The sequence below is a fragment of the Corynebacterium sp. HMSC056F09 genome, assembly GCF_001815785.1.
GTDB classification, from domain to species: Bacteria; Actinomycetota; Actinomycetes; order Mycobacteriales; family Mycobacteriaceae; genus Corynebacterium; species Corynebacterium hiratae.
In genome coordinates this window covers 1-19,561 of record NZ_KV821912.1, presented here as the reverse complement: position 1 = coordinate 19,561, position 19,561 = coordinate 1, and the positions used below count along the sequence as shown (strand labels likewise).

General features: G+C 59.8%; 15 protein-coding genes and 1 pseudogene. 7 read left to right on the top strand and 9 right to left on the bottom strand.

Annotation, left to right across the window (positions count from 1 at the left end):
* Positions 1-272 precede the first annotated feature (272 nt).
* Complete coding sequence (locus HMPREF3056_RS03755; protein WP_070512732.1) at positions 273-1,643, top strand: MFS transporter; 1,371 nt, start codon at positions 273-275, stop codon at positions 1,641-1,643.
* Between the two features lie 320 nt (positions 1,644-1,963).
* Here the strand turns inward: HMPREF3056_RS03755 and HMPREF3056_RS03750 are convergent, their stop codons facing one another.
* The gene (locus tag HMPREF3056_RS03750; protein ID WP_070754126.1) at positions 1,964-2,941 is read right to left on the bottom strand and encodes a bile acid:sodium symporter family protein; all 978 of its coding nucleotides are present in this window, start codon (positions 2,939-2,941) and stop codon (positions 1,964-1,966) included.
* 109 nt (positions 2,942-3,050) lie between these two features.
* Between HMPREF3056_RS03750 and HMPREF3056_RS03745 the strand changes: the two genes are divergently transcribed.
* A complete protein-coding gene (locus HMPREF3056_RS03745; protein ID WP_070754125.1) occupies positions 3,051-5,972 on the top strand; it encodes an FAD-binding and (Fe-S)-binding domain-containing protein in 2,922 nt (973 codons plus the stop codon).
* Positions 5,973-6,042: 70 nt separating this feature from the next.
* On the opposite strand, the gene HMPREF3056_RS03740 is transcribed toward HMPREF3056_RS03745, so the two are convergent.
* The 6 genes from HMPREF3056_RS03740 to HMPREF3056_RS03715 all read right to left on the bottom strand — a co-directional run bounded on the left by HMPREF3056_RS03740 (position 6,043) and on the right by HMPREF3056_RS03715 (position 12,836).
* A complete protein-coding gene (locus HMPREF3056_RS03740; RefSeq protein ID WP_070754124.1) occupies positions 6,043-7,173 on the bottom strand; it encodes an ABC transporter ATP-binding protein in 1,131 nt (376 codons plus the stop codon).
* Between the two features lie 26 nt (positions 7,174-7,199).
* Positions 7,200-8,510, bottom strand: coding sequence for an ABC transporter substrate-binding protein (locus tag HMPREF3056_RS03735; protein ID WP_046649373.1), 1,311 nt, complete (start codon positions 8,508-8,510; stop codon positions 7,200-7,202).
* A gap of 71 nt (positions 8,511-8,581) precedes the next feature.
* Complete coding sequence (locus tag HMPREF3056_RS03730; RefSeq protein ID WP_070754123.1) at positions 8,582-9,553, bottom strand: carbohydrate ABC transporter permease; 972 nt, start codon at positions 9,551-9,553, stop codon at positions 8,582-8,584.
* Positions 9,554-10,528: a carbohydrate ABC transporter permease gene (locus HMPREF3056_RS03725; RefSeq protein ID WP_046649375.1), complete on the bottom strand. Its 975-nt coding sequence runs from the start codon at positions 10,526-10,528 to the stop codon at positions 9,554-9,556.
* Between the two features lie 234 nt (positions 10,529-10,762).
* Entirely contained in the window at positions 10,763-11,485 is a 723-nt protein-coding gene (locus HMPREF3056_RS03720) for a glycerophosphodiester phosphodiesterase (RefSeq protein ID WP_070512744.1), read from the bottom strand.
* A gap of 58 nt (positions 11,486-11,543) precedes the next feature.
* Complete coding sequence (locus HMPREF3056_RS03715) at positions 11,544-12,836, bottom strand: class I SAM-dependent methyltransferase (RefSeq protein ID WP_070547447.1); 1,293 nt, start codon at positions 12,834-12,836, stop codon at positions 11,544-11,546.
* 186 nt (positions 12,837-13,022) lie between these two features.
* On the opposite strand from HMPREF3056_RS03715, the gene HMPREF3056_RS03710 reads away from it, so the two are divergent.
* Both HMPREF3056_RS03710 and thiD read left to right on the top strand, forming a co-directional pair.
* Positions 13,023-14,366, top strand: a complete 1,344-nt coding sequence (locus HMPREF3056_RS03710) for an NAD(P)/FAD-dependent oxidoreductase (protein ID WP_070754122.1) — start codon at positions 13,023-13,025, stop codon at positions 14,364-14,366.
* 97 nt (positions 14,367-14,463) lie between these two features.
* Positions 14,464-15,300 carry a bifunctional hydroxymethylpyrimidine kinase/phosphomethylpyrimidine kinase gene (gene thiD, locus HMPREF3056_RS03705; RefSeq protein WP_070754121.1) on the top strand — a complete coding sequence of 279 codons (837 nt, stop codon included), beginning with the start codon at positions 14,464-14,466 and terminating at the stop codon, positions 15,298-15,300.
* Here thiD and HMPREF3056_RS03700 read toward each other — a convergent pair.
* On the bottom strand, positions 15,297-15,899 hold the full coding sequence (locus tag HMPREF3056_RS03700) for a class I SAM-dependent methyltransferase (RefSeq protein ID WP_046649380.1): 603 nt from the start codon (positions 15,897-15,899) through the stop codon (positions 15,297-15,299). The genes thiD and HMPREF3056_RS03700 overlap by 4 nt on opposite strands.
* 83 nt (positions 15,900-15,982) lie before the next feature.
* Here HMPREF3056_RS03700 and corA point away from each other — a divergent pair, with 83 nt between their 5' ends.
* Positions 15,983-17,056: a magnesium/cobalt transporter CorA gene (gene corA / locus HMPREF3056_RS03695; protein ID WP_046649381.1), complete on the top strand. Its 1,074-nt coding sequence runs from the start codon at positions 15,983-15,985 to the stop codon at positions 17,054-17,056.
* Between the two features lie 3 nt (positions 17,057-17,059).
* Here corA and HMPREF3056_RS03690 read toward each other — a convergent pair whose 3' ends face one another.
* Positions 17,060-17,506 (bottom strand): PaaI family thioesterase, encoded by a 447-nt coding sequence (locus tag HMPREF3056_RS03690; protein ID WP_070517782.1) that lies wholly within the window; start codon positions 17,504-17,506, stop codon positions 17,060-17,062.
* 43 nt (positions 17,507-17,549) lie between these two features.
* On the opposite strand from HMPREF3056_RS03690, the gene gndA reads away from it, so the two are divergent.
* Complete coding sequence (gene gndA / locus HMPREF3056_RS03685; RefSeq protein ID WP_070512758.1) at positions 17,550-19,007, top strand: NADP-dependent phosphogluconate dehydrogenase; 1,458 nt, start codon at positions 17,550-17,552, stop codon at positions 19,005-19,007.
* A 114-nt stretch (positions 19,008-19,121) separates the two neighbouring features.
* Positions 19,122-19,561: pseudogene (locus HMPREF3056_RS03680) on the top strand (HNH endonuclease); the annotation flags it as partial.

The following is a 19,561-nucleotide window of genomic DNA, read 5'->3' as shown; positions in this document are numbered from 1 at the left end:
CAGGTGTCTACCAAACAGGGGTCAGGTCCGGGAGATGCTAAGTCACATCTTCCCACTACATAAATTATTGTCCGATAATGTACATTATGTCAGATTGTATTTGCGCACCCTCCCCGCCCAATAGTCACGGCCACAGCACCACAACATGTCAACCTCTTCCCAGTTCTCGCAAATTTATCATGTGGTGAGAGTTGGATTTCAATCTATGGGACGGTAATGTTTCCCACATAATCAATCACTCTATTGAAATTATCAAGGAGGGCGCTTCCCACATGACCGCCGTCAGCACCACGCCGCCAAAGACAGCGGCCCCAGCACAGCAGCTCACAAAACGTGACCGCGTGCGTGTGGCCGTGGCATCGACCATTGGTACGACCATCGAGTTCTATGACTTCTATATTTATGCCACGGCAGCCGTAGCCGTCTTTCCTTTCCTCTTCTTCCCGAAGACCGAGGACCCCACCGTTGCCCTGCTCCAGTCCTTTGCCACCTTCGGCCTGGCCTTCATTGCCCGGCCACTGGGCTCAGTGCTCTTTGGACACTTTGGCGATCGCATCGGCCGCAAGGCCACCCTCGTGGGTGCACTCCTGACGATGGGCATTGCTACCTTCATCATCGGCGTCCTCCCCACGTACCAGACCGCGGGCATCATCGCGCCTGCCCTGTTGGCCCTGATGCGCTTCTGCCAGGGTTTGGGCTTGGGCGGCGAATGGTCCGGTGCAGCTTTGCTGGCTTCCGAGACCGCCGAGGAAGGCAAGCGCGCTTCCGCCGCCATGTGGCCGCAGTTCGGCGCACCTTTCGGGTTCTTGCTCGCCAATGGCTTCTTCCTGACTCTGGTTGCGACCATGGATTACTCCCGCGGCGACACGACCGGCACCTTCATGGAATGGGGCTGGCGCTTGCCCTTCCTCGCCTCCGCTGTCATGGTCCTCATTGGCCTCTACGTCCGCCTGCGCCTGGAGGAAACACCTGTCTTCCAGCAGGCAGTAGACGAAGGCAAGAAGGTCAAGACCCCCATGGTGGAGGCTTTCCGCACTGCCTGGAAGCCGATGATCATCGGTACCTTCGTCATGGTCTCCTGTTACACGCTGTTCTACCTAGTCACCACCTGGATTCTCTCCTACGGTATCGGCGATAAATCCCAGGGGCTGGGTTTGGGAATCCCCTACCTGGAGTTCCTGGAGATCCAGCTGATCTCCATCTTCATGTTCATCATCGGCATTCCTGTTTCTTCCATGCTGTCGGATAGGTATGGCCGCAAGCCGATCTTGGTCGTGACTTCACTCATCATGATTGCCTTCGGTTTCAGCTTCCCCTTCTTCCTCGGCATCGAACACGCTGACCGCAACTCGGTCCTCGGCTTCTTGCTCGTCGGCATGTTCATCATGGGCCTCATCTTCGGCCCCATGTCGGCTGTCTTGCCGGAGCTCTTCCCCACTAACGTCCGCTACACCGGTTCCGGCATCGCGTACAACGTCTCCTCCATCCTCGGCGCCGCCGTGGCCCCGTTTATCGCAACGTGGCTGGTCAGCGCCTTTAACGTGAGCTACGTGGGCTATTACCTCATCATCGTCTGCTTCATCTCCCTCATCGCTATCCTCATGATGCAGGAGCTGAAGGACCAGGATCTTTCCCAGGTTTAGGCCTTCAGACACAAGCTTCTCCCCGTCTCCTTTCGGTGGTGCTCACCGAGGGGCGGGGAGATTTTTGTTGCGGTGCAACCCCACATTGGCGCTTCACCTCGCACCGTATGGGGTTCGCACCATGGGGACCGCGCCCCCGTTGCTTCCAAAAGTACAGATCTGGAAGTGCAGACCTGCAGGTGGGTGTCGTCAAGCGCCCAGGCAGTGCTTTGCGACGACCAGCGAGTCTGCACTTCCAGGTCTGCACAAATGGAAAGCAGATGGCCGGCAAACATGTGCCAACCACCTATGCAGAGCTAGTTGCCCGGATGGGCAACCTGCTACACAGAAACGGCAGTTTTACTGGATTCCACCTCGGCGTCGATGGGCTTGCGACGCACGATGGCGGAGAAGACTGCGCCAGTGACGTTGGCCCACACCGCGGCGACCACACCCGGCAGCGCAGCCTCCGGGCTAAAGAACTGCAACGCCAATGCCGAGGCAAGCCCCGAGTTCTGGGTTGCTACTTCAATTGCCGTGGTGCGCGCCGCTGCCTCGCGCTGGCGGGCTAGCTTCGCCATGTAGTAGCCAAAGAGAAATCCGATAAGGTTCTGGATAGCCACGCCGATAAACACGACGAGACCAACGGTGACCAGCTTATCCTGCAATTTCGACACCACCGCTGTGACAACGCCTCCGATGCCGGCGATGGCCACCCACGGCAGGGCCGGCAGAACTTTGTCTACCGCCTTGCTTGCAATCACGCGCAGCAGCAGACCCAGGCCTACCGGTATGAGGACGGTCTGTACCAGCGACCACATCATGCCAGCACCATTGACCTCCGCGGTCTGCCCTGCCAACCACAGCATGAGCAACGGCGTCATGATCGGCGAGACCAGCGTGGATACCGAGGTCATCGCCACCGACAGCGCCACATCACCCTTGGCCAGGTAGGCCATCACGTTGGAGGCCGTACCGCCGGGGACCGACCCGAGAAGGATGAGGCCGACGGTGGCGGCGTCGGAAAGCCCTAGCAGTTTAGCCACGAGCACGGCACTCGTCGGCATGATGGCAAACTGACAGAGAACGCCCAAGAAGATGGGCAATGGGCGCTTCGCCACCAGGGCCAGGTCCGGAATCGTCAGGGTAAGCCCCATGGAAAACATGATGACCATAAGCAATTGCGAGGTGTACTGCCCCACCGGCTCAAAGGTGCTGGGGCTCAAAAAGGCGACAATGGCGCAGGCAACAATAACGATGGGAAAGATGTAGACGGCGAGTTTCTCGCCAGTCTCCCCTTCTGTGCGCAGGTTCGTCATAGTGTTTCCTTTCCAGAATGTGTCTCACTATATGAATTGAGTATCCCATATGATGAACCTCACGTACCCAGTTTGGTCGAGATTTACTGTCAAGCGATAGATTAGAAATATGTCCAAGCTACTAAGCCCCGATTCCTCTCGTTTCTCACGCCCGGCCGGCGCTACCAGCCAGGCCGACGCCGTTTCCGAGCGCTACCGCCACGGCTCCCCCGCCGAGCTGGTTGCGGACATGGAAGCCATCGTCGGCGCAGAAAACGTGCACGGACGTCTCAGCGATCTCGTGCGCTTCTCCTCCGATGCCGGCCCCTACCGATCCATCCCGAACATGGTGGTTTCCCCGCGCAACGCAGCGGACCTCGCTGCGCTCATGAAGTACTGCGATTCTCACGGTCGCCACATGACCTTCCGCGCAGCAGGAACGTCCCTGAACGGCCAGGCCATGGGCGATGACATCCTCGTCGATGTCAAGACCCACTTCGGCGGCATGGAAGTGCGCGAAGAAGGCCGCAAGCTGTGGTCGCGCCCCGGCGTCATCTTGGGCGATGCCCAGGCAGTACTCTCCCGCCATGGCTTCATGCTGGGGCCGGACCCGGGATCCACGTCCGTGTGCACCATCGGTGGCGTGCTGGCCGATAACTCCGGCGGCATGCGCTGCTCCTTGGAACGCGATAGCTACCACAGCATCGAAGAGCTGATCTTCGTCTTGCCTTCTGGCACCATCGTGGATACGTCCCGTGGAGACGAGGCCTTCCGCAAGCAAGAGCCGAAGCTCCACGCCGATCTGCTGGCCTTCCGCGATAAGCTGCGCGCCAACACCGAGATGGTGAAGTTCCTGCGCACTAAGTTCTCTATTCGCAACACCAATGGACTGCGAATTGATGCCTTCCTCGATGAAGACGAACCCGTGCACATCCTCAAGCGCCTGCTCATCGGCTCCGAGGGCATCTTCGGTGCTATCACGGAATCCGTCATCCGGACTGTGAAGCTCCCTCGCGTCAAGGCCACGACCTGGGTCGAACTGCCCAACCTCCGCGATGCGGCCAACTACGTGCACCCCATCATGGAGACCGGCGCGGAAGCCTGCGAGCTCCTAGTCGCCCCGGTCATGCGCCGTTCCGCCGAGCACTATGCGCACGCGCCGGAATCGTGGCGCAACCTCAATGATGACGCCGCAGCACTCCTCGTCGAGGTCGGCGGCAGCGACGAGGCAGACTTGGACAAGGCCATGGATCGCCTACGCACCGTGCTTGCCGACGCCCCACTACTCCGCCCCCTCGAATTCCTCACCACCGCGGAAGGCATGCGCGGCGCGTGGGAGCTGCGCAACGGCCTGTACGGCCTGCTGGGCGCAGACCGCCCGAACGGCACGGCGTACATCACCGAGGATGTCTGCTTCCCGCCTTCCCAGGTCGGTGAGGCCGCAGCGGACCTGTTGGACTTGCAGGCCAAGTATGGCTACCCGGAATCGGTCATGGGCCACGCTGCTTTTGGCAACCTGCACTTCTTCTTCACGCCGCGCTTTGATGTCGAGGAGGAGCGCGAGTCCTATGCCGCGTTCTTGGATGATTTGGCCGAGCTGGTCATTGACAAGTACCAGGGCTCGATGAAGGCCGAGCACGGCACCGGCGTGAACATGGCCCCCTTCCTGGAGCACGAGTGGGGCACGGAGGCCTTCGAGCTGTTCTGGGAAGTCAAGAACATGATCGATCCCAAGGGCATCCTGGCACCGAACGTGAAGCTCACCCGGGACCAGACCATCCACCTACGCAACTTCAAGTCCTTCCCCAAGGTCGAGGAAGAGATCAACCCGTGTGTGGAATGCGGTTTCTGTGAGCCTGTCTGCCCCTCCCGCCACGCCACGGTGACCCCGCGCCAGCGCATCGTGCTGCGCCGCGAGATGGCCCGGCAGGAAGAAGGCTCAGAGGTCTTGGCGCAGCTGCAGAAGGAGTATCAGTACGACGCCGTCGACATGTGCGCCGCCGACGGCACCTGCTCTATCCCCTGCCCGATTAGCATCGACACCGGCGCAGTGATGAAACAGCTGCGCGCCCAGCAGGCCACCCCGGCCCGCGAGAAGGTGGCACTGACGACGGCACAGCGTTGGGAGTTGGTGGAAAAGCTTGCCCGCGCTGGCATCATCTCCGCCAACAAGATTCCCCACAAGCCCCTCGAGCTGGGCGCCAACATGGCACGTAACGTGGTAGCACCCGACTTGCTGCCCACCGTCCCGGGGCCGCTTCCGCAGGCCGCATCGCGTCTGCCGGAAACCCCGCGCGAGGGCGCTGGCGCGCTCTACTTCCCTGCCTGCATCAACCGCATCTTCGGCCGCCCAGCCGGAGCGGCTAAGGATTCGGTCGATCTCCCGCGCGCCATCGTGGAACTGGGACGCCGTGCTGGCCAGCCGGTGTGGATCCCCGAGGATGTCGCCGGCGATTGCTGTGGCACACCGTGGTCCTCCAAGGGCTACAAGGAAGGGTTTGAGTACCAAGCTCAAAAGATTGTGCGCGACCTCTGGCACTGGTCGGAGCACGGCCAGCTGCCCATCGTGGTTGATGCTGCCAGCTGCACCCACGGGTTGCTCGATTCGGTTCCTGAGGTGCTCTCCCCTGCCGACCGCAAGCTTTGGGAGGATCTGCGCATCCTCGATGTCGTGGAATGGCTCCGTGATGAAATCGCCCCGCACCTGCCCATCGTGAAAAACATGGGCTCCATCGCAGTCCACCCAACTTGCTCGACTGACCACATGGGCATGAGCCAGGCCCTGGTTGACCTGGCGAACCTCTGCGGTTCTGCCAAGGTCCCAGAGGGCGCGATGTGCTGTGGCTCCGCCGGTGACCGCGTCATGCTGCACCCGGAGCTCGTCGAGTCCGCCACGCGCGAGGAGCGTGCTTCACTCGACGCGGAGCACTTCGACGCCTTCGTCTCCGATAACCGCACCTGCGAGATGGGCCTGGAGATGATCTCCGGGCGGACCTATGAATCAATCGCAGTGCTGTTGGAGCGGGCCTCCCGTCCGGTCGTCACTCCATAAGCAACGCGCCGGTGGCAATGCTCCTCGGCGAGAGCTCTGCCACCGGCGCAACAGATGTGGTGGAGCCGGGTTAGAGATAGTCGTAATTGATTTCGGTGTCCGGGGCGAAAAACACGCACCCGCCCTTCATCGGGCGAAGGTAGATCGTGTCGCCCTGGTGCACGTCAATGCCGCGCGGCACCTTCACCGTGATGCGGTCACCGCGGACCACGGTCCCGTCATTGGCCGACTCTTCGCGACCACCATAAACGTAAAGCTCGGAGCCTAAGTGCTCCACAATATCGACCCTAACCGGTATCCCATACTCTTCACCTGGTTGGTTGACGCCGATGATTTCCCAATTCTCTGGGCGCACACCAACGAGGACGTGATCCGCTCCCACCTTCGCGGCCTGTTCCTGTGGCATGTAGTAGTCCAGCGCCTGGTCTTTGCCACTGACGACGCGACCGTCAACGAAGGGGACGTTGTCGATGAGAGTCATAGCCGGCGAACCGATGAACGTCGCGACGAAGGAATTACCGGGGTTCTCATACAGTGTTTTAGGTGGGGCGACCTGCTGAATAATGCCCTGTTTGAGGACACACACGCGATCCCCCATGGTCATTGCCTCAGTTTGGTCGTGGGTGACATAGACCGTGGTGGTGTTGAGCTCGCGCTGCAGTTGAAGGATCTGCGCACGCGTGGATACGCGGAGCTTCGCATCCAGGTTGGAGAGGGGCTCATCCATGAGAAAGACTTTGGGCTGGCGCACGATAGCGCGCCCCATGGCCACACGCTGGCGCTGGCCACCCGACATTGCGGAGGGCTTGCGATCGATAAGGTCCTCCAGCTCCAGCATTTTCGCAGCGAAGCTCACGCGCTCTTCGATGGTTGCCTTATCCACCTTGGCATTTTGCAATGCAAACGCCATGTTCTGACGTGCTGTCATGTTGGGGTACAGCGCATAGGACTGGAACACCATGGCTACATCGCGGTCCCGCGAGCGGGTCTCGGTAACGTCGGCCCCTTCGATGAAGATCTGGCCTTCGTCGATTGGCTCAAGGCCAGCGAGCATGCGCAATGTCGTGGACTTGCCGCAACCAGACGGTCCGACGAGTACTAGAAACTCGCCGTCCTTGATATCGAGGTTAATGCGGCTGACCGCCGGTGGCTTTTTCGGGTCATAAATCCTGGAAGCCTGACGGAATTCAACAGTAGCCATGGTGTCCTTTCAAACGATCCGAAGTGTTACTTGAGCTTCGGGGTGATGTCGCGGTCGATAACGCTCTGCGTCTCCTTCTGCAGGTCGCCGAATGCGGACTCCACATCCTCATTGCCCACAGTGATGCGGTCGAGAACACCACCGATGCGCTGTCCGCCGCCCGGCACGAAGACGCGAGCGTAATCCTGCGGCTTGGTGTTCTCGTTGAGCTGCTCGATTGCCGTCTGGGCGTTCGGGTTCTCCTCCAAGAACTTCTTCTCCTCCGGATCATCCAGGGCGTCCTTGCGCACCGGCATGTAGCCCGTCTTCTGGGAGAACTTGATCGTGTTCTCGGTGTTCGTCAGGAAGTCAATGAACTTGACCGCGTTAGCCTTGCGCTCGTCAGAGATTCCAGCCGGCACTGCCAGACCAGCACCACCGGTGGCTGCCGAAGGACCAGGGCCTGGCAGGTAGGTGGTGATGAATGGAATCGTCGCCGTCTCCTTCAGGCCGCCCAGAGAACCAGTGGACTCCAGCAGCCCAGAGGCCTTGCCAGAGCCGAAGGCTACGGTCGGGTCAGTGGAGATTTCGATGTGACCGGCCTTGACCTGGTCCTGCAGGAATTTACCAGCCTCGATGGACTCCTTCGACGTAAAGTTCGGTTCCCACTCATCAGAGTAAGAGCCACCGAAGGCCCAAATCATGCCCTGGAAGTACCAGTCGAGGTAGTTGGATCCATCCGGAACGGTAACGGCCGGCTTGTCGAGCTTGTCCTTGATCTTGGTGGCCCACTCGTCGAATTCTTCCCAGTCCTTCGGGCCACGGTCGGTAGGAAGTCCAGCTGCCTTGAGGTCATCGGTGTTCCAGTACATCAGGTTCGTGGAGCGGGAGTACGGAACGCCGTAGTGCTTGTCCTTGTAGTTGTAGTCTTCGCGCAGGGTGTCGACGTAGCTCTCATAGTCAATGTCGTTCATCTCCCACAGCTCATCGAGCGGCGTCGTGGCCTCATTCAGCGCGAAGTTGAACCACGTGACGTCAGAAGCAACGAGGACGTCGGGAAGGTCGCCACCTGCGAGGGCAGCGTTAAAGCGCTGTGCAACTTCCTCGTAGTTGGAACCTGCGGTAACCAGTTCGACCTTCAGATCTGGGTTCTCCTTCTCGAACTCATCAATGAGCTCTTGCTCTATATCACGGGAAGAACCCGGGTGGTTGGACCAGAAGGTGATGGTGTTGGCGTCTCCGCCGTCCTTTGAGTCGTTCCCTGCGGTGGTCGAACCACCTGCACAGGCGGTCAAGGACATAGTTGTGAGAAGTGCCGCGCAAGCGGCAACAATGCGAGTAGAAATCTTACGAGACATGGGGAGGTTCTCCTTGAGAAGTGAAGAGTTCAGGGGACTTGTTCGAGTTGGGCGTCGGGATAGCAGGCAGGCTAGCCCTTGACTGCTCCAGCAGTCAGGCCCTTAATCATCGGCTTCTGGAGTATGAGGAAGATGATGATCATGGGCAGGGTTGTCAGCACTGTGCCGGCCATCACCGGCGCCCAGTTGGTCACGCCTTCCGCATCCTGCAAGCGGGTCAGGCCCACCGGAAGGGTGGCTGCAGCCGGTGTATCCGTAATCAGGAAAGGCCACAGGTATTGGTTCCACTCATTGACCACGGTGATCAGGACGAACGCGGACAGCGTTGGCCACGACATGGGCAGGACCACTCGGAACAAGGTTGTGAAGAATCCTGCCCCGTCCATGCGCGCGGCCTCGAGAATCTCCGGCGGCAATGATTGGAAGTGATTGCGCATGAGGAAGGCACCGAACGCCACGCCCGCCAACGGGATGATGACTCCAGCGTAGGTGTCTCTCCAACCCCATGACGCAACCAGCGAGTAATTGGAAATAATGGTGATCTGGTTGGGCACCATCAACGAGGCGATGATGAGCAAGAACAGCAGATTCCGGCCGGGGAAGCGAATGAATGCGAAGGCATAGGCAGTCAGCACTCCGAGGACTACCTCTACCACCGTGAGAATCAGCGTGATGATGATGGAGTTTCTCAGGTAGCTCGAAAAGCCAGAAGTCTGCCAGACATAGGAATAGTTTTCTGCCTTAAAAGGATTAGGCCAGAAGGAAATCGGATCCGAATACACATCCTGGAAAGACTTAAAGCTGGTGATGAAGATGAAGTACAGCGGCACCATAATCATCAGCACTGTCAGTACCAAGGCAATGTAGCCGACGACCTTCGTTGCTGGATGACCGTGATCAACCGGCTCACCTTTACGCTTGCGCTGGGCCTCGGAGATGACTGGTGCTGCGAGGGACTGCGAACCAGGAACCGGTGGCAGCTCTCCTTTCGCTTGCGGGAGCCCTACCTTGATGGAAGCCGGAATCGCGCGTTTTTCGGACATTTACTTATCCATCCTTTCCTGCAACTTGATCTGCAGCACCGTAATGACAAGCACGACGAGGAACATGATGGTGGCTACGGCAGCGCCATAGCCGGCACGGTTGTTGATGAACGTCTCTTGGTACACCTGGAAAACCATCGTGGAGGTTCCGTAACCAAACGGTCCACCGCCGGTCATCGCGTTGATGATGTCGAAGACCTGGAAGGAATTGAGCAGCACAGTGATTAACAGGAAAAACGTGGTACCGCGAAGCTGTGGCAGGACCACGCGGAAGAAATGTCGCACGGCCGGAGTGCCGTCAATCTCAGAGGCCTCATCGAGATCGCGGCGGCGCCCCTGCAGGGCAGCAAGATAGATGACGAAAACGTAGCCCACGTTCTTCCACACGTAGGTCACCGTAATCATGAACAGTGCCCAGTTCTGCTGCTGGTAGAAGTTCGGCACATCGACCCCGATAAGACCCAAAAAGTATTGAATGAGCCCGTAGTTAGGATCGAAGACGAACTGAAAGGCAACGCCAATCGCCGCGCCAGCGATGACATAGGGCGCGAAAACCATTGAGCGCACAGCCGCACGGCCAAACAGTTTCTGATCCAGAAGCAATGCCAGCGCTAGCCCCAGAACCATCGAACCGACCACCGCGAAGAAGGTGAAGACGACAGTGTTGAACACCACGCGTCCAGTATCTGGCGCCTGGAACCAGTCGATGTAGTTCTGCAGACCGACAAAAGTCATCGTCGGCGATGAAATATTCCAGTTAAAGAAAGAGATGCGGATGTTATCGACCAGTGGTCGATAGGTGAAAAGAATGAGAAGGAGAAGGTTCGGGCCAATCAGCAATGCCGCTAGGCCGATCTGGCGCCAGTCAAGCTTTCGCTTGCGTGGGTGGCGCGCGTACTCCTCGGAGACGATCGGCTTCTCGTTAACAGGAGGGATCGCAGCCGTTCGCCCGCTCGCGGGGATGGTTTTTGCCATGCAGAAGAAACTAGACCAAGGCAGTAAACAGAAGATTTACTCAACGTTTTGATTGAATAAACAAAAAGAAAATTCCAGGAGCCTAGCCCCCAAAAGCCCTCCCTGTGCGTGGGGTACGTCACACAAAGCACGGGAGAAAGAACTCCATAGAAACTCCCGGGCAAGAAAGCGCCACCATCTTTCCAGCTAGACCTTTTCGGGGATGAACACAACGGCCACGGGCGTAGCTTGGCGCTAACTCGCCGAGCGCACAACGTCGAGTGCTAGCTCTGGCAAGTCCGTTGCCATGAGCTCTATCCCATTGTTACGGCACCACTCCATGTCCTTCGGTAAGTTCACCGTCCATACGTAGGAGTGACTGTCGACGTCTGCAAAGAAGTCAGCGTCCAACCGCGCCTGGCGAATGGAAGGCCCGAAGCCCGAAGCGCCCTCGAGGGAATCTGGTAGTCCCGCATCCGGTTCCAAAAGAAGAAAGGAGCGCAGGGATGGCAATAGGTTTCGAAATCGCGCAATTGCTTCAGGGTTAAAGGAAATCAGACTGAACCGTGGATCGGCATCGAGATGTCGGTTGCGCAGGACTTCGGCCACCGACTCTTCGAGTCGCGCCCCGAAAGGAGACGGGTGCTTCGTCTCGATGAGCAGCTGCTTTCCGGGGTATGACTCGATGAGGTCCACCAGTTCGTCGAGAAGCAGAATGCGTTGGGGATCCTCGTCGGTACCAAAGTTGAGTGTGCGCAGCTCCTCCAGTGTCATGTCACCGACAGAGCCTGTGCCGTCCGACGTCCTATCCACAGTCTGGTCGTGGATAACCACTACCTCCCCGTCCTTGGTCAGGTTGACGTCGCACTCCACACCGGCCACCTCAAGCTTGAGAGCCTCCTCGAAGGCACGGTACGTATTCTCCGGGAACCATCCGTTATACCCTCGGTGCGCGATAATTCCTGTGCGGTCTGCCATGTTCTTTCCCTCCGGGCCGCAAAGTGGTTGTGCTTCTGGCGCCGCCCAGTGTAGACCGCTAACGGCGGCCTCCGCGGTTGCGGTGCGTCGCCACCACGTGCACGGCATCCAGCATTCCTAAGGTGAACAGCGCCTCGCGGAGAGCGAACTGGAAGGTCCAGAGGCGGCGGAAAACCTGGTCGAAGCCCGCTGCCGCCGCTTCGCGGCGCCGCCCATCGAAGAAACTGCGCTGGTAGCGAAGCGTTTCCAGGTAGTGGCTTCCGGTGTGGGTCTGAGCGATGATGCGCAGGTTGGAACGCCTATCAAAGAGTCGGTGTGTCTCCTCGATCGTCGGATAGTCTAATCCGGGCCAAATATAGGCGCGCAGAACCTGAATCGCAGACCGAGCGGCCGGGGTCATCGCGTCGGTGGCGAACAACGAGGCCACAGCCACACGCCCACCGCTGACCAGCGAGCGATCCAGCATCTGTACGTAGCGCCGGCGCTCGGGGGGCGATAGCGTCTCTAACTTCTCTACGCTGACAATCGCGTCATAGCGCCCGCGCCACTTCTTCGGATTGGGCAACGCCGTTTCGATGCCCTGCACATGGACAGAGTCGGCGGCGCCTTCGAGAAGCAGTTGTTCGTCGAACAGCGCCTGCTGTTCTGTGTCGCCCGTAAGGACGTCGACCGTGGCGCGCCGGGCTACGGCTTGTACTGCTACCTGCAGACCAGTTGCCGGGTACACCAGAAGATGTGTGCCGGCGCCGGTGCGGGTGGCGTCGAGAAGCCACTGTGCAGCGCGGCGCTGTGCATCACCCAAGTCCTCGCGGTCCGTATGCGTCGGCTCGGTCACGCTCGTCACATCGACGAAGTGCTCCTTGGGTTCCTTGCTCCCCACCCGTGCGCTATAGCTGCGGACCGCCTCGCGCACCGTGGTGGGAACGCCGCTAGCGAAAATTCCGCCCGAATGGCTCAAGGAGTCACCCGCGTACAGCTTCACCACGTCGAGGGGCAGCTCGCCGGGGCTCGACGCCTCGACCGCCAGTTCCTTCGCTTTCGGCCGATACCCCACCCCCAACAGCCGCAGGAGAACCTTGACCAAGCGATCGGAATCGGGCGTCGTCCACTCCCCTGCCATATAAGACTCAGCCAGGCCCAGCCAGCCCGAATCGGCGATGCGGGAAAAGAGGGCGTCGTGAAGCACAGCCAGATCCGGCTCCTCGCCTTCCAGCTCCACCCCTGCTTTGGCGCAGGCCTGCGCAAACTCCGCTTCAGTCCGGCCGCCCGTAAAGCGCAGCAAACGCGGTGAGGGCACGGTTGCTACGCCGGGCCACGTCGCAGCGTCAATCGATGCCAAGTGGGAATACACGCTCTAGCCAGCCTTCCTCATCGCACACACGTATTTACTTAGAGTAAAACCAGCGGGCCACGAAGAGGTGGAGGCGCGGCCCAAAAAGCCAGTTAATAACCCATAAAGTATGCATGTACCGCTAGAAAGGTTTAGACTGACTCGGGTAAAATAATCAAGCTTTCTTCAGGAAGGTATTCAATCACCATGGCGCAAACTCCCCACCGCCCTAGTAACGGCCGCCACCACGTCGTTGTTATCGGTGCCGGCTTCGGCGGCATCAACGCCGTCAAGAAGCTCAAGGACGCGGATGTTGAGATCACCCTCATCGACAAGAAGAACCACCACCTCTTCCAGCCGATGCTCTACCAGGTAGCCACCGGCGTCATTTCCGCCGGCGAAATCGCCCCGTCCACGCGTCAGCTCCTGCGCCATCAGGACAACGTCAACTTCGTCAACGGCGAAGTCACTGACATCAATATCAAGGAACAGACCGTCTCCGCAGAACTTGACGGCGCTGTTCGCACCTACGGCTACGACTCCCTCATCGTCGCCGCCGGCGCTGGCCAGTCCTACTTCGGCAACGACCACTTTGCCGAGCACGCGCCGGGCATGAAGACGCTTGACGACGCCCTGGAGATCCGCTCCCGCATCATCTCCGCCTTCGAGAAGGCTGAGTTGGAAGAGGATCCTGCCAAGCGTGAAAAGCTACTGACCTTCGTCATCGTCGGCGCTGGCCCGACTGGCGTTGAGCTCACCGGCCAGATCGCCGAGCTGGCCCAGCGCACCTTCGCTGGCACCTACTCCAACTTTGGTTCCTCCTCCGCCAAGATTTACCTCCTGGATGGTGCGCCGCAGGTGCTTCCTCCGTTTGGCAAGCGCCTCGGCCGCAAGGCTCAGCGCACCCTGGAGAAGCTGGGCGTTGACGTGCGCCTCAACGCCATGGTTACCGACGTCACCGCTGACGCCGTCACCTACAAGAACATGAAGACCGAGGAACAGGTCACCATCGAGGCTGCGACCAAGATCTGGTCTGCAGGTGTCGCCGCTTCCCCGCTGGGCAAGCTTATTGCCGACCAGGCAGGCGTGGAGGCAGACCGGGCCGGCCGCGTCTCCGTAAACGAGGACCTCACGGTTGGTGAGTACAAGAACGTCTACATCGTCGGCGACATGATTTCCCTCAACCGCCTTCCGGGTGTGGCCCAGGTGGCCATCCAGGGCGGCAACCACGTGGGCAAGCTCATCGAGGCCAAGATTGATGAGGAGTCCACCGCTAACGAGGCCGAGCCGTTTGAGTACTTCGACAAGGGCTCCATGGCCGTCATTTCCCGCTTCAACGCAGTGGTCAAGTTGGGCAAGACCGAGTTCGCTGGCTTCCCGGCCTGGATCTCCTGGCTCGGACTGCACATCTTCTACATCGTTGGCTTCCGCAGCCGCACCCTCGTTGCGCTGCACTGGCTGCTCAACGCCTTCTCGCGCGACCGCGGTAACCTGGAGATCACCCAGCAGCAGCGCGTTGCTCGCAACGTGATTGACCGCGACCTCCACTAGGTCTTACGCGTCTTATAAGGAGAGAGGAAATTTCCTCTCTCCTTTTTCTTTAGTCATGTACGGTAGACGAAAGAATAGCCAAGCTTAAGGAGAAACCGTGAGCCAACCTGCGCTGCCCCGTGTCCTCAGCATCGCCGGCACCGATCCGACGGGCGGCGCTGGTATTCACGCCGACCTCAAGTCCTTTGAGGCCGCTGGGGCCTACGGCATGGCCGTGGTGACCGCCCTGGTTGCGCAGAATACGCAGGGCGTGCGGGCTATCCACACACCACCGGTGGAGTTTCTGCGTGAGCAGCTGGCAAGCGTCAAGGACGACGTGACTATCGACGCCGTCAAGATCGGCATGCTGGGATCCGTCGCTATCACCGAAACGGTGAGCGACTTCCTCGCTTCCCTCCCCGCGGGTGTGCCGGTGGTCTGCGATCCGGTCATGGTCGCCTCCAGCGGTGACCGCCTGCTCGAGCCGGAAGCGGAGCGCGCCGTACGGGAGCTGGCGCGCCGCGCGACCGTGGTCACACCCAACCTGCCGGAACTCGCTGTCCTCGCGGGCGTAGCAGAACCGCGCACCTTTGATGATGCTCTCTCTGTCGCAACCACGTGGGCCCACGAAAACGACACGTGGGTCGTAGTCAAGGGCGGTCACCTCGATGGTGCCCAGGCCGATAACGCGACCGTAAGCCCTTCCGGCGAAATCACGCGCGTGCCCTGCCCGCGGATTGATACAAAGAACACGCACGGCACCGGCTGTTCCCTGTCCTCAGCCCTAGCGGCGCGTTTAGGCGCGGGCGAATCCCTCGACGAGGCACTGGTATGGGCCACCGAGTGGCTCCACGAAGCGATTAAACATGCCGATGCGCTTCACGTCGGACACGGGCACGGGCCCGTTGACCACGGCCACCGGCTCCGGCGCCTAGCCGCGGAGGCACAAAGCTAGCCCAGCAGATCCGCGCCAGGGCGAGTCAACACGGCCACCATGAAGGTGGAGTTCTCCTTAAAGACCTTCATGTCCCACGAGGAGAAAATGAAGTCCACTCGGTAGCCCACCACGCGGGCCAGTTCGAGGAAGTCCTCGAAACCCCAGCCGCGGCCCTCGCCGAAACCGACGACGAAGCGGCCGCCAGGGCGAAGCGAGTTAAACACGTTGCGCAGGGCCGCCTCACGCCCTTCGTTAGCGATAAAAGTCATGACGTTGCCCGCAGCCACGGCGATGTCGAAGTTATCCTCTGGGATTTCCTCTTCCGAAAGGTCACCTACCTCCCAGCGGGCCTCCGGATAATCGTTAACCGCATGTTCGATCAGGATGGGATCGACGTCCACACCCACTACGGTATGCCCGCGCTTGGCCAACTCGCCTCCGAGCCGTCCGGAACCGCAGCCGGCGTCGAGGACGCGGGAGTGGCGTTCACTCATGGCGTCGATAAGCCGGGCTTCCCCATCGATATCCTTGCCCTGGGCGCGAAGCGTCTTCCATTTCCGTGCAAAGTTGTGGGAATGGGCGGGGTTCGCGGCAGTTACTTCTTTCCAGGTAGGCATGACAACGAGTATAGGCCTTTAGAGGTGTAAGATTTAGCCGCTCTGATAAAACGCCTATACGAAGCGAAGGAGGCTGAGACACGATGCCATCTGTACCGTCACCATTCAAGCCACGCAAGAAAAACACTTCGGACAATAATACGCCGAGTTTTTCCGTGCCTGTCGAGCGTGCCATTGAGCACTGCCGAGTGTTCATCGACGGCGAGGCGCTGCCCGGTGAGTTTACCCCGCACAGCGCGCTGCAAACCGTGGAAGAATACGGCCGCGGCTTCGTGTGGGTAGGCCTGCACGAGCCGCTCGAATCGCAGATGACGAAGGTAGCGGCTGAATTCCGCATCCATGAGCTCATCGTCGAGGACGTCGTCCAGGCGCACCAGCGTCCCAAGCTGGAGCGCTACGACGACCAGCTCTTCGTGGTGGCACGGTCGGTGAACTACCGCGACCACGACGAGGTCGCCGATAAGCGCCAAATTATCTCCACTGGTGAAATCCAGATGATCATTGGCGCCACGTTCATTATCACGGTGCGCCACTCCGCCAAGCTGCCCAATCTCGCCTATGTGATCCAGGATGAGCAAGACCTCGTCGAGCAGGGCCCCATTTCGCTGGCGTGGAAGATCCTGGACATGATGGTGGACCGCTATTCGGAGATTTGCCGCCTCATCGCCATCGAGGTCGACGAATTAGAAGAAGAAATCTTCACTCCGAATTCGCTGCCCAACATCGACCGTATCTACATGTTCAAGCGCGAAATCTTGGAGATGAAGCACGCCATCGTGCCGCTTTCCCCAGCGTTGCGGGCGATGGTAGCGGACCACAAGGATCTCATTCCGAAGACGATTCGCTCCTATATCCGCGACGTCAACGACCACCAGCTGGTGGTCCAGGACCACGTGTCGGGGTTCGATGAGCGCTTGACCTCGCTTATCGACGCCTCCGTGGCCAAGATCAGCATGCAGCAAAACTCCGACATGCGCACGATCTCTGCGGTGGTTGGCATGTGGGCGGCGCCAACACTTGTGGCAGGAATCTATGGAATGAACTTCGACATCATGCCGGAGCTGCATTTTCCTTGGGGCTATTACGGGGCAATTGGCCTCATGGTCTTGGTCGTGGCCGGAATGTGGTGGTGGTTCCGGCGCAATAACTGGTTGTAGGGGCTACTGCACCACCATGGTGCGCAGCGTGGAAGCAGCGAGGAGTACATCGCCCTGGCTGATCTTGACCTCCCACAGCTGCGTGCGGCGGCCCTTGTACAGCGGCGTAGCGACGGCGGTGACGGTGCCTTCGGCAACGGGCTTGAGGAAATCTGTGTTGTTGTTCACGCCGACAACCGGCTTGCCTGCGAGGATGAGGCTGCCCACAGATGCGGTGGACTCCGTAATCGTGCAGAAAAGCCCTCCATTCGCCACGCCCCAGGGCTGGTGGTGATCCGGAACAACGTCAACCTCGGAGCGAATCTCATCAGCGGAAATGCGCGTGAAACGCAAACCGATGAGCCCGGCTAGGCCCTGCGGGTGAGAATTAATGAGCTGCAGTTCCTCGGCGTTAAGCGGCCGTGTTTGGGATACTGCGACGAGCTTTTCGAAGATTTCAGAGTGTTTCATGCCACACCAGGTTAGTGGATTTCGGTGACGTAGGATGGTTGACATGACTCAAACTGCTGAAAAGACAGATCTCGCTCAGATTGGTGTTGTGGGCTTGGCCGTCATGGGCTCCAACCTCGCGCGCAACTTCGCCCGCAACGGAAACACCGTCGCGGTCTACAACCGCAGCCCGGAGAAGACGCGCGCGCTTATCAGCGAGCATGGTGATGAAGGAACCTTCATCCCTTCCGAGACCGTTGAGGACTTCGTGGCCTCCTTGGAGCGCCCACGTAAGGCAATCATCATGGTGCAGGCGGGCGCGGCTACCGACGCCGTCATTAACCAGCTCGCCGAGGCCATGGATGAGGGCGACATCATCATCGACGGTGGCAATGCCTTGTTCACGGACACCATTCGCCGCGAGAAGGAGGTCGCAGCTCAGGGCCGTCACTTCGTCGGCGCGGGCATTTCCGGTGGCGAGGAAGGCGCGCTCAACGGGCCATCCATTATGCCCGGCGGTCCGGCCGAGTCCTGGGAAACTCTGGGGCCGATCCTGGAATCCATCGCCGCTGAGGTGGACGGCACACCGTGTGTGACTCACATCGGCCCGGATGGTGCGGGACACTTCGTGAAGATGGTGCACAATGGCATTGAGTACGCCGACATGCAGGTTATCGGAGAGGCCTACCAGCTCCTTCGCTATGGCGCGGGCATGGAACCGGCTGAAATCGCTGAGGTCTTCCGCGAGTGGAATGCCGGCGACCTGGACTCCTACCTCATTGAGATCACCGCCGAGGTGCTGGCGCAAACCGATCCTGACACTGGTGCCCCGCTTGTCGACGTCATCGTGGACGCCGCCGGCCAGAAGGGCACCGGCCGCTGGACTGCCATTAACGGCCTCGAGCTTGGCGTCCCCATCACCGGCATTGCGGAATCCGTGTTCGCGCGTGCGCTCTCCTCGGCCACCGCGCAGCGCGCCGCCGCCCAAGAGGGGCAGCTGCCCTCCGGTACGATCACCGAGCTCAACGTGAACAAGGCGGAGTTCGTCGAGGACGTTCGCCGTGCGCTCTATGCCGCAAAGCTCATTGCCTATTCTCAGGGCTTTGATGAGATCAAGGCTGGTTCGGACGAGTTCGGCTGGAACGTCGACCCGCGCGACTTGGCCACCATCTGGCGTGGCGGCTGCATCATTCGCGCGAAGTTCCTCGACCGTATCCGTGAGGCTTATGACAATAACGCCGACCTTCCGGCCCTCATTCTGGACCCGTACTTCAAGGGTGAGCTGGAAAACCTGATTGACCCGTGGCGTCGCGTCGTTGTGGCTGCCACCCAGCTGGGGCTGCCGGTACCCGTGTTTGCTTCTTCTTTGTCCTACTACGACAGCCTGCGCGCCGAGCGCCTCCCTGCGGCCTTGATTCAGGGCCAGCGCGATTTCTTCGGCGCCCACACCTTCAAGCGCGTGGACCGCGAGGGCACCTTCCACATCGAATGGTCGGGTGACCGCTCACTCACCGAGATGTAGTTGCCAAGCCCCTCACCTGAGGGGCTTTTCTCGTACCAGCCCCACTACCCCGCTAAACAGGAGTTTTGTTCCTCCGGTTGCGGGGTTGGGGGTGATGTTTTAGTCTCTGTGCCCATGGGGGATATTGAAACCTACCTCCGCCTTCGCAACTCGGGGATTGTGCTGGTGGAGCATATACCTGGCTCCCCCGATGAGCTCCGCACGCTCGGCGCCGACCCAGCCGATGCTGCCGAGCTGTCACAGCTACACCAGGTGTACTTCGGCCCCACCCGCTTTACCGGCAAACAACGCAAAGCCCGTGCTGCAGCCCTTGCCCAACGCCACAGCCTGGGCACCCTCACACTGATTGAAACCTACGTGTCGAAGGTCAAGAAGACCCTGGATGCGTGGAACCTCCGAGCCAAACTCGCCGCTACTCCCGCACACCGCATCCGCCAGGTCGCCACCGCACGGCTTAAAGAACTCAAGCGTAAAAGAACCGCCAAACCCGGTGTGCGCATCACCTACCGAGAGCAAGGCCCTAACACGCTCTCCATTACTGACGATGCCACCAC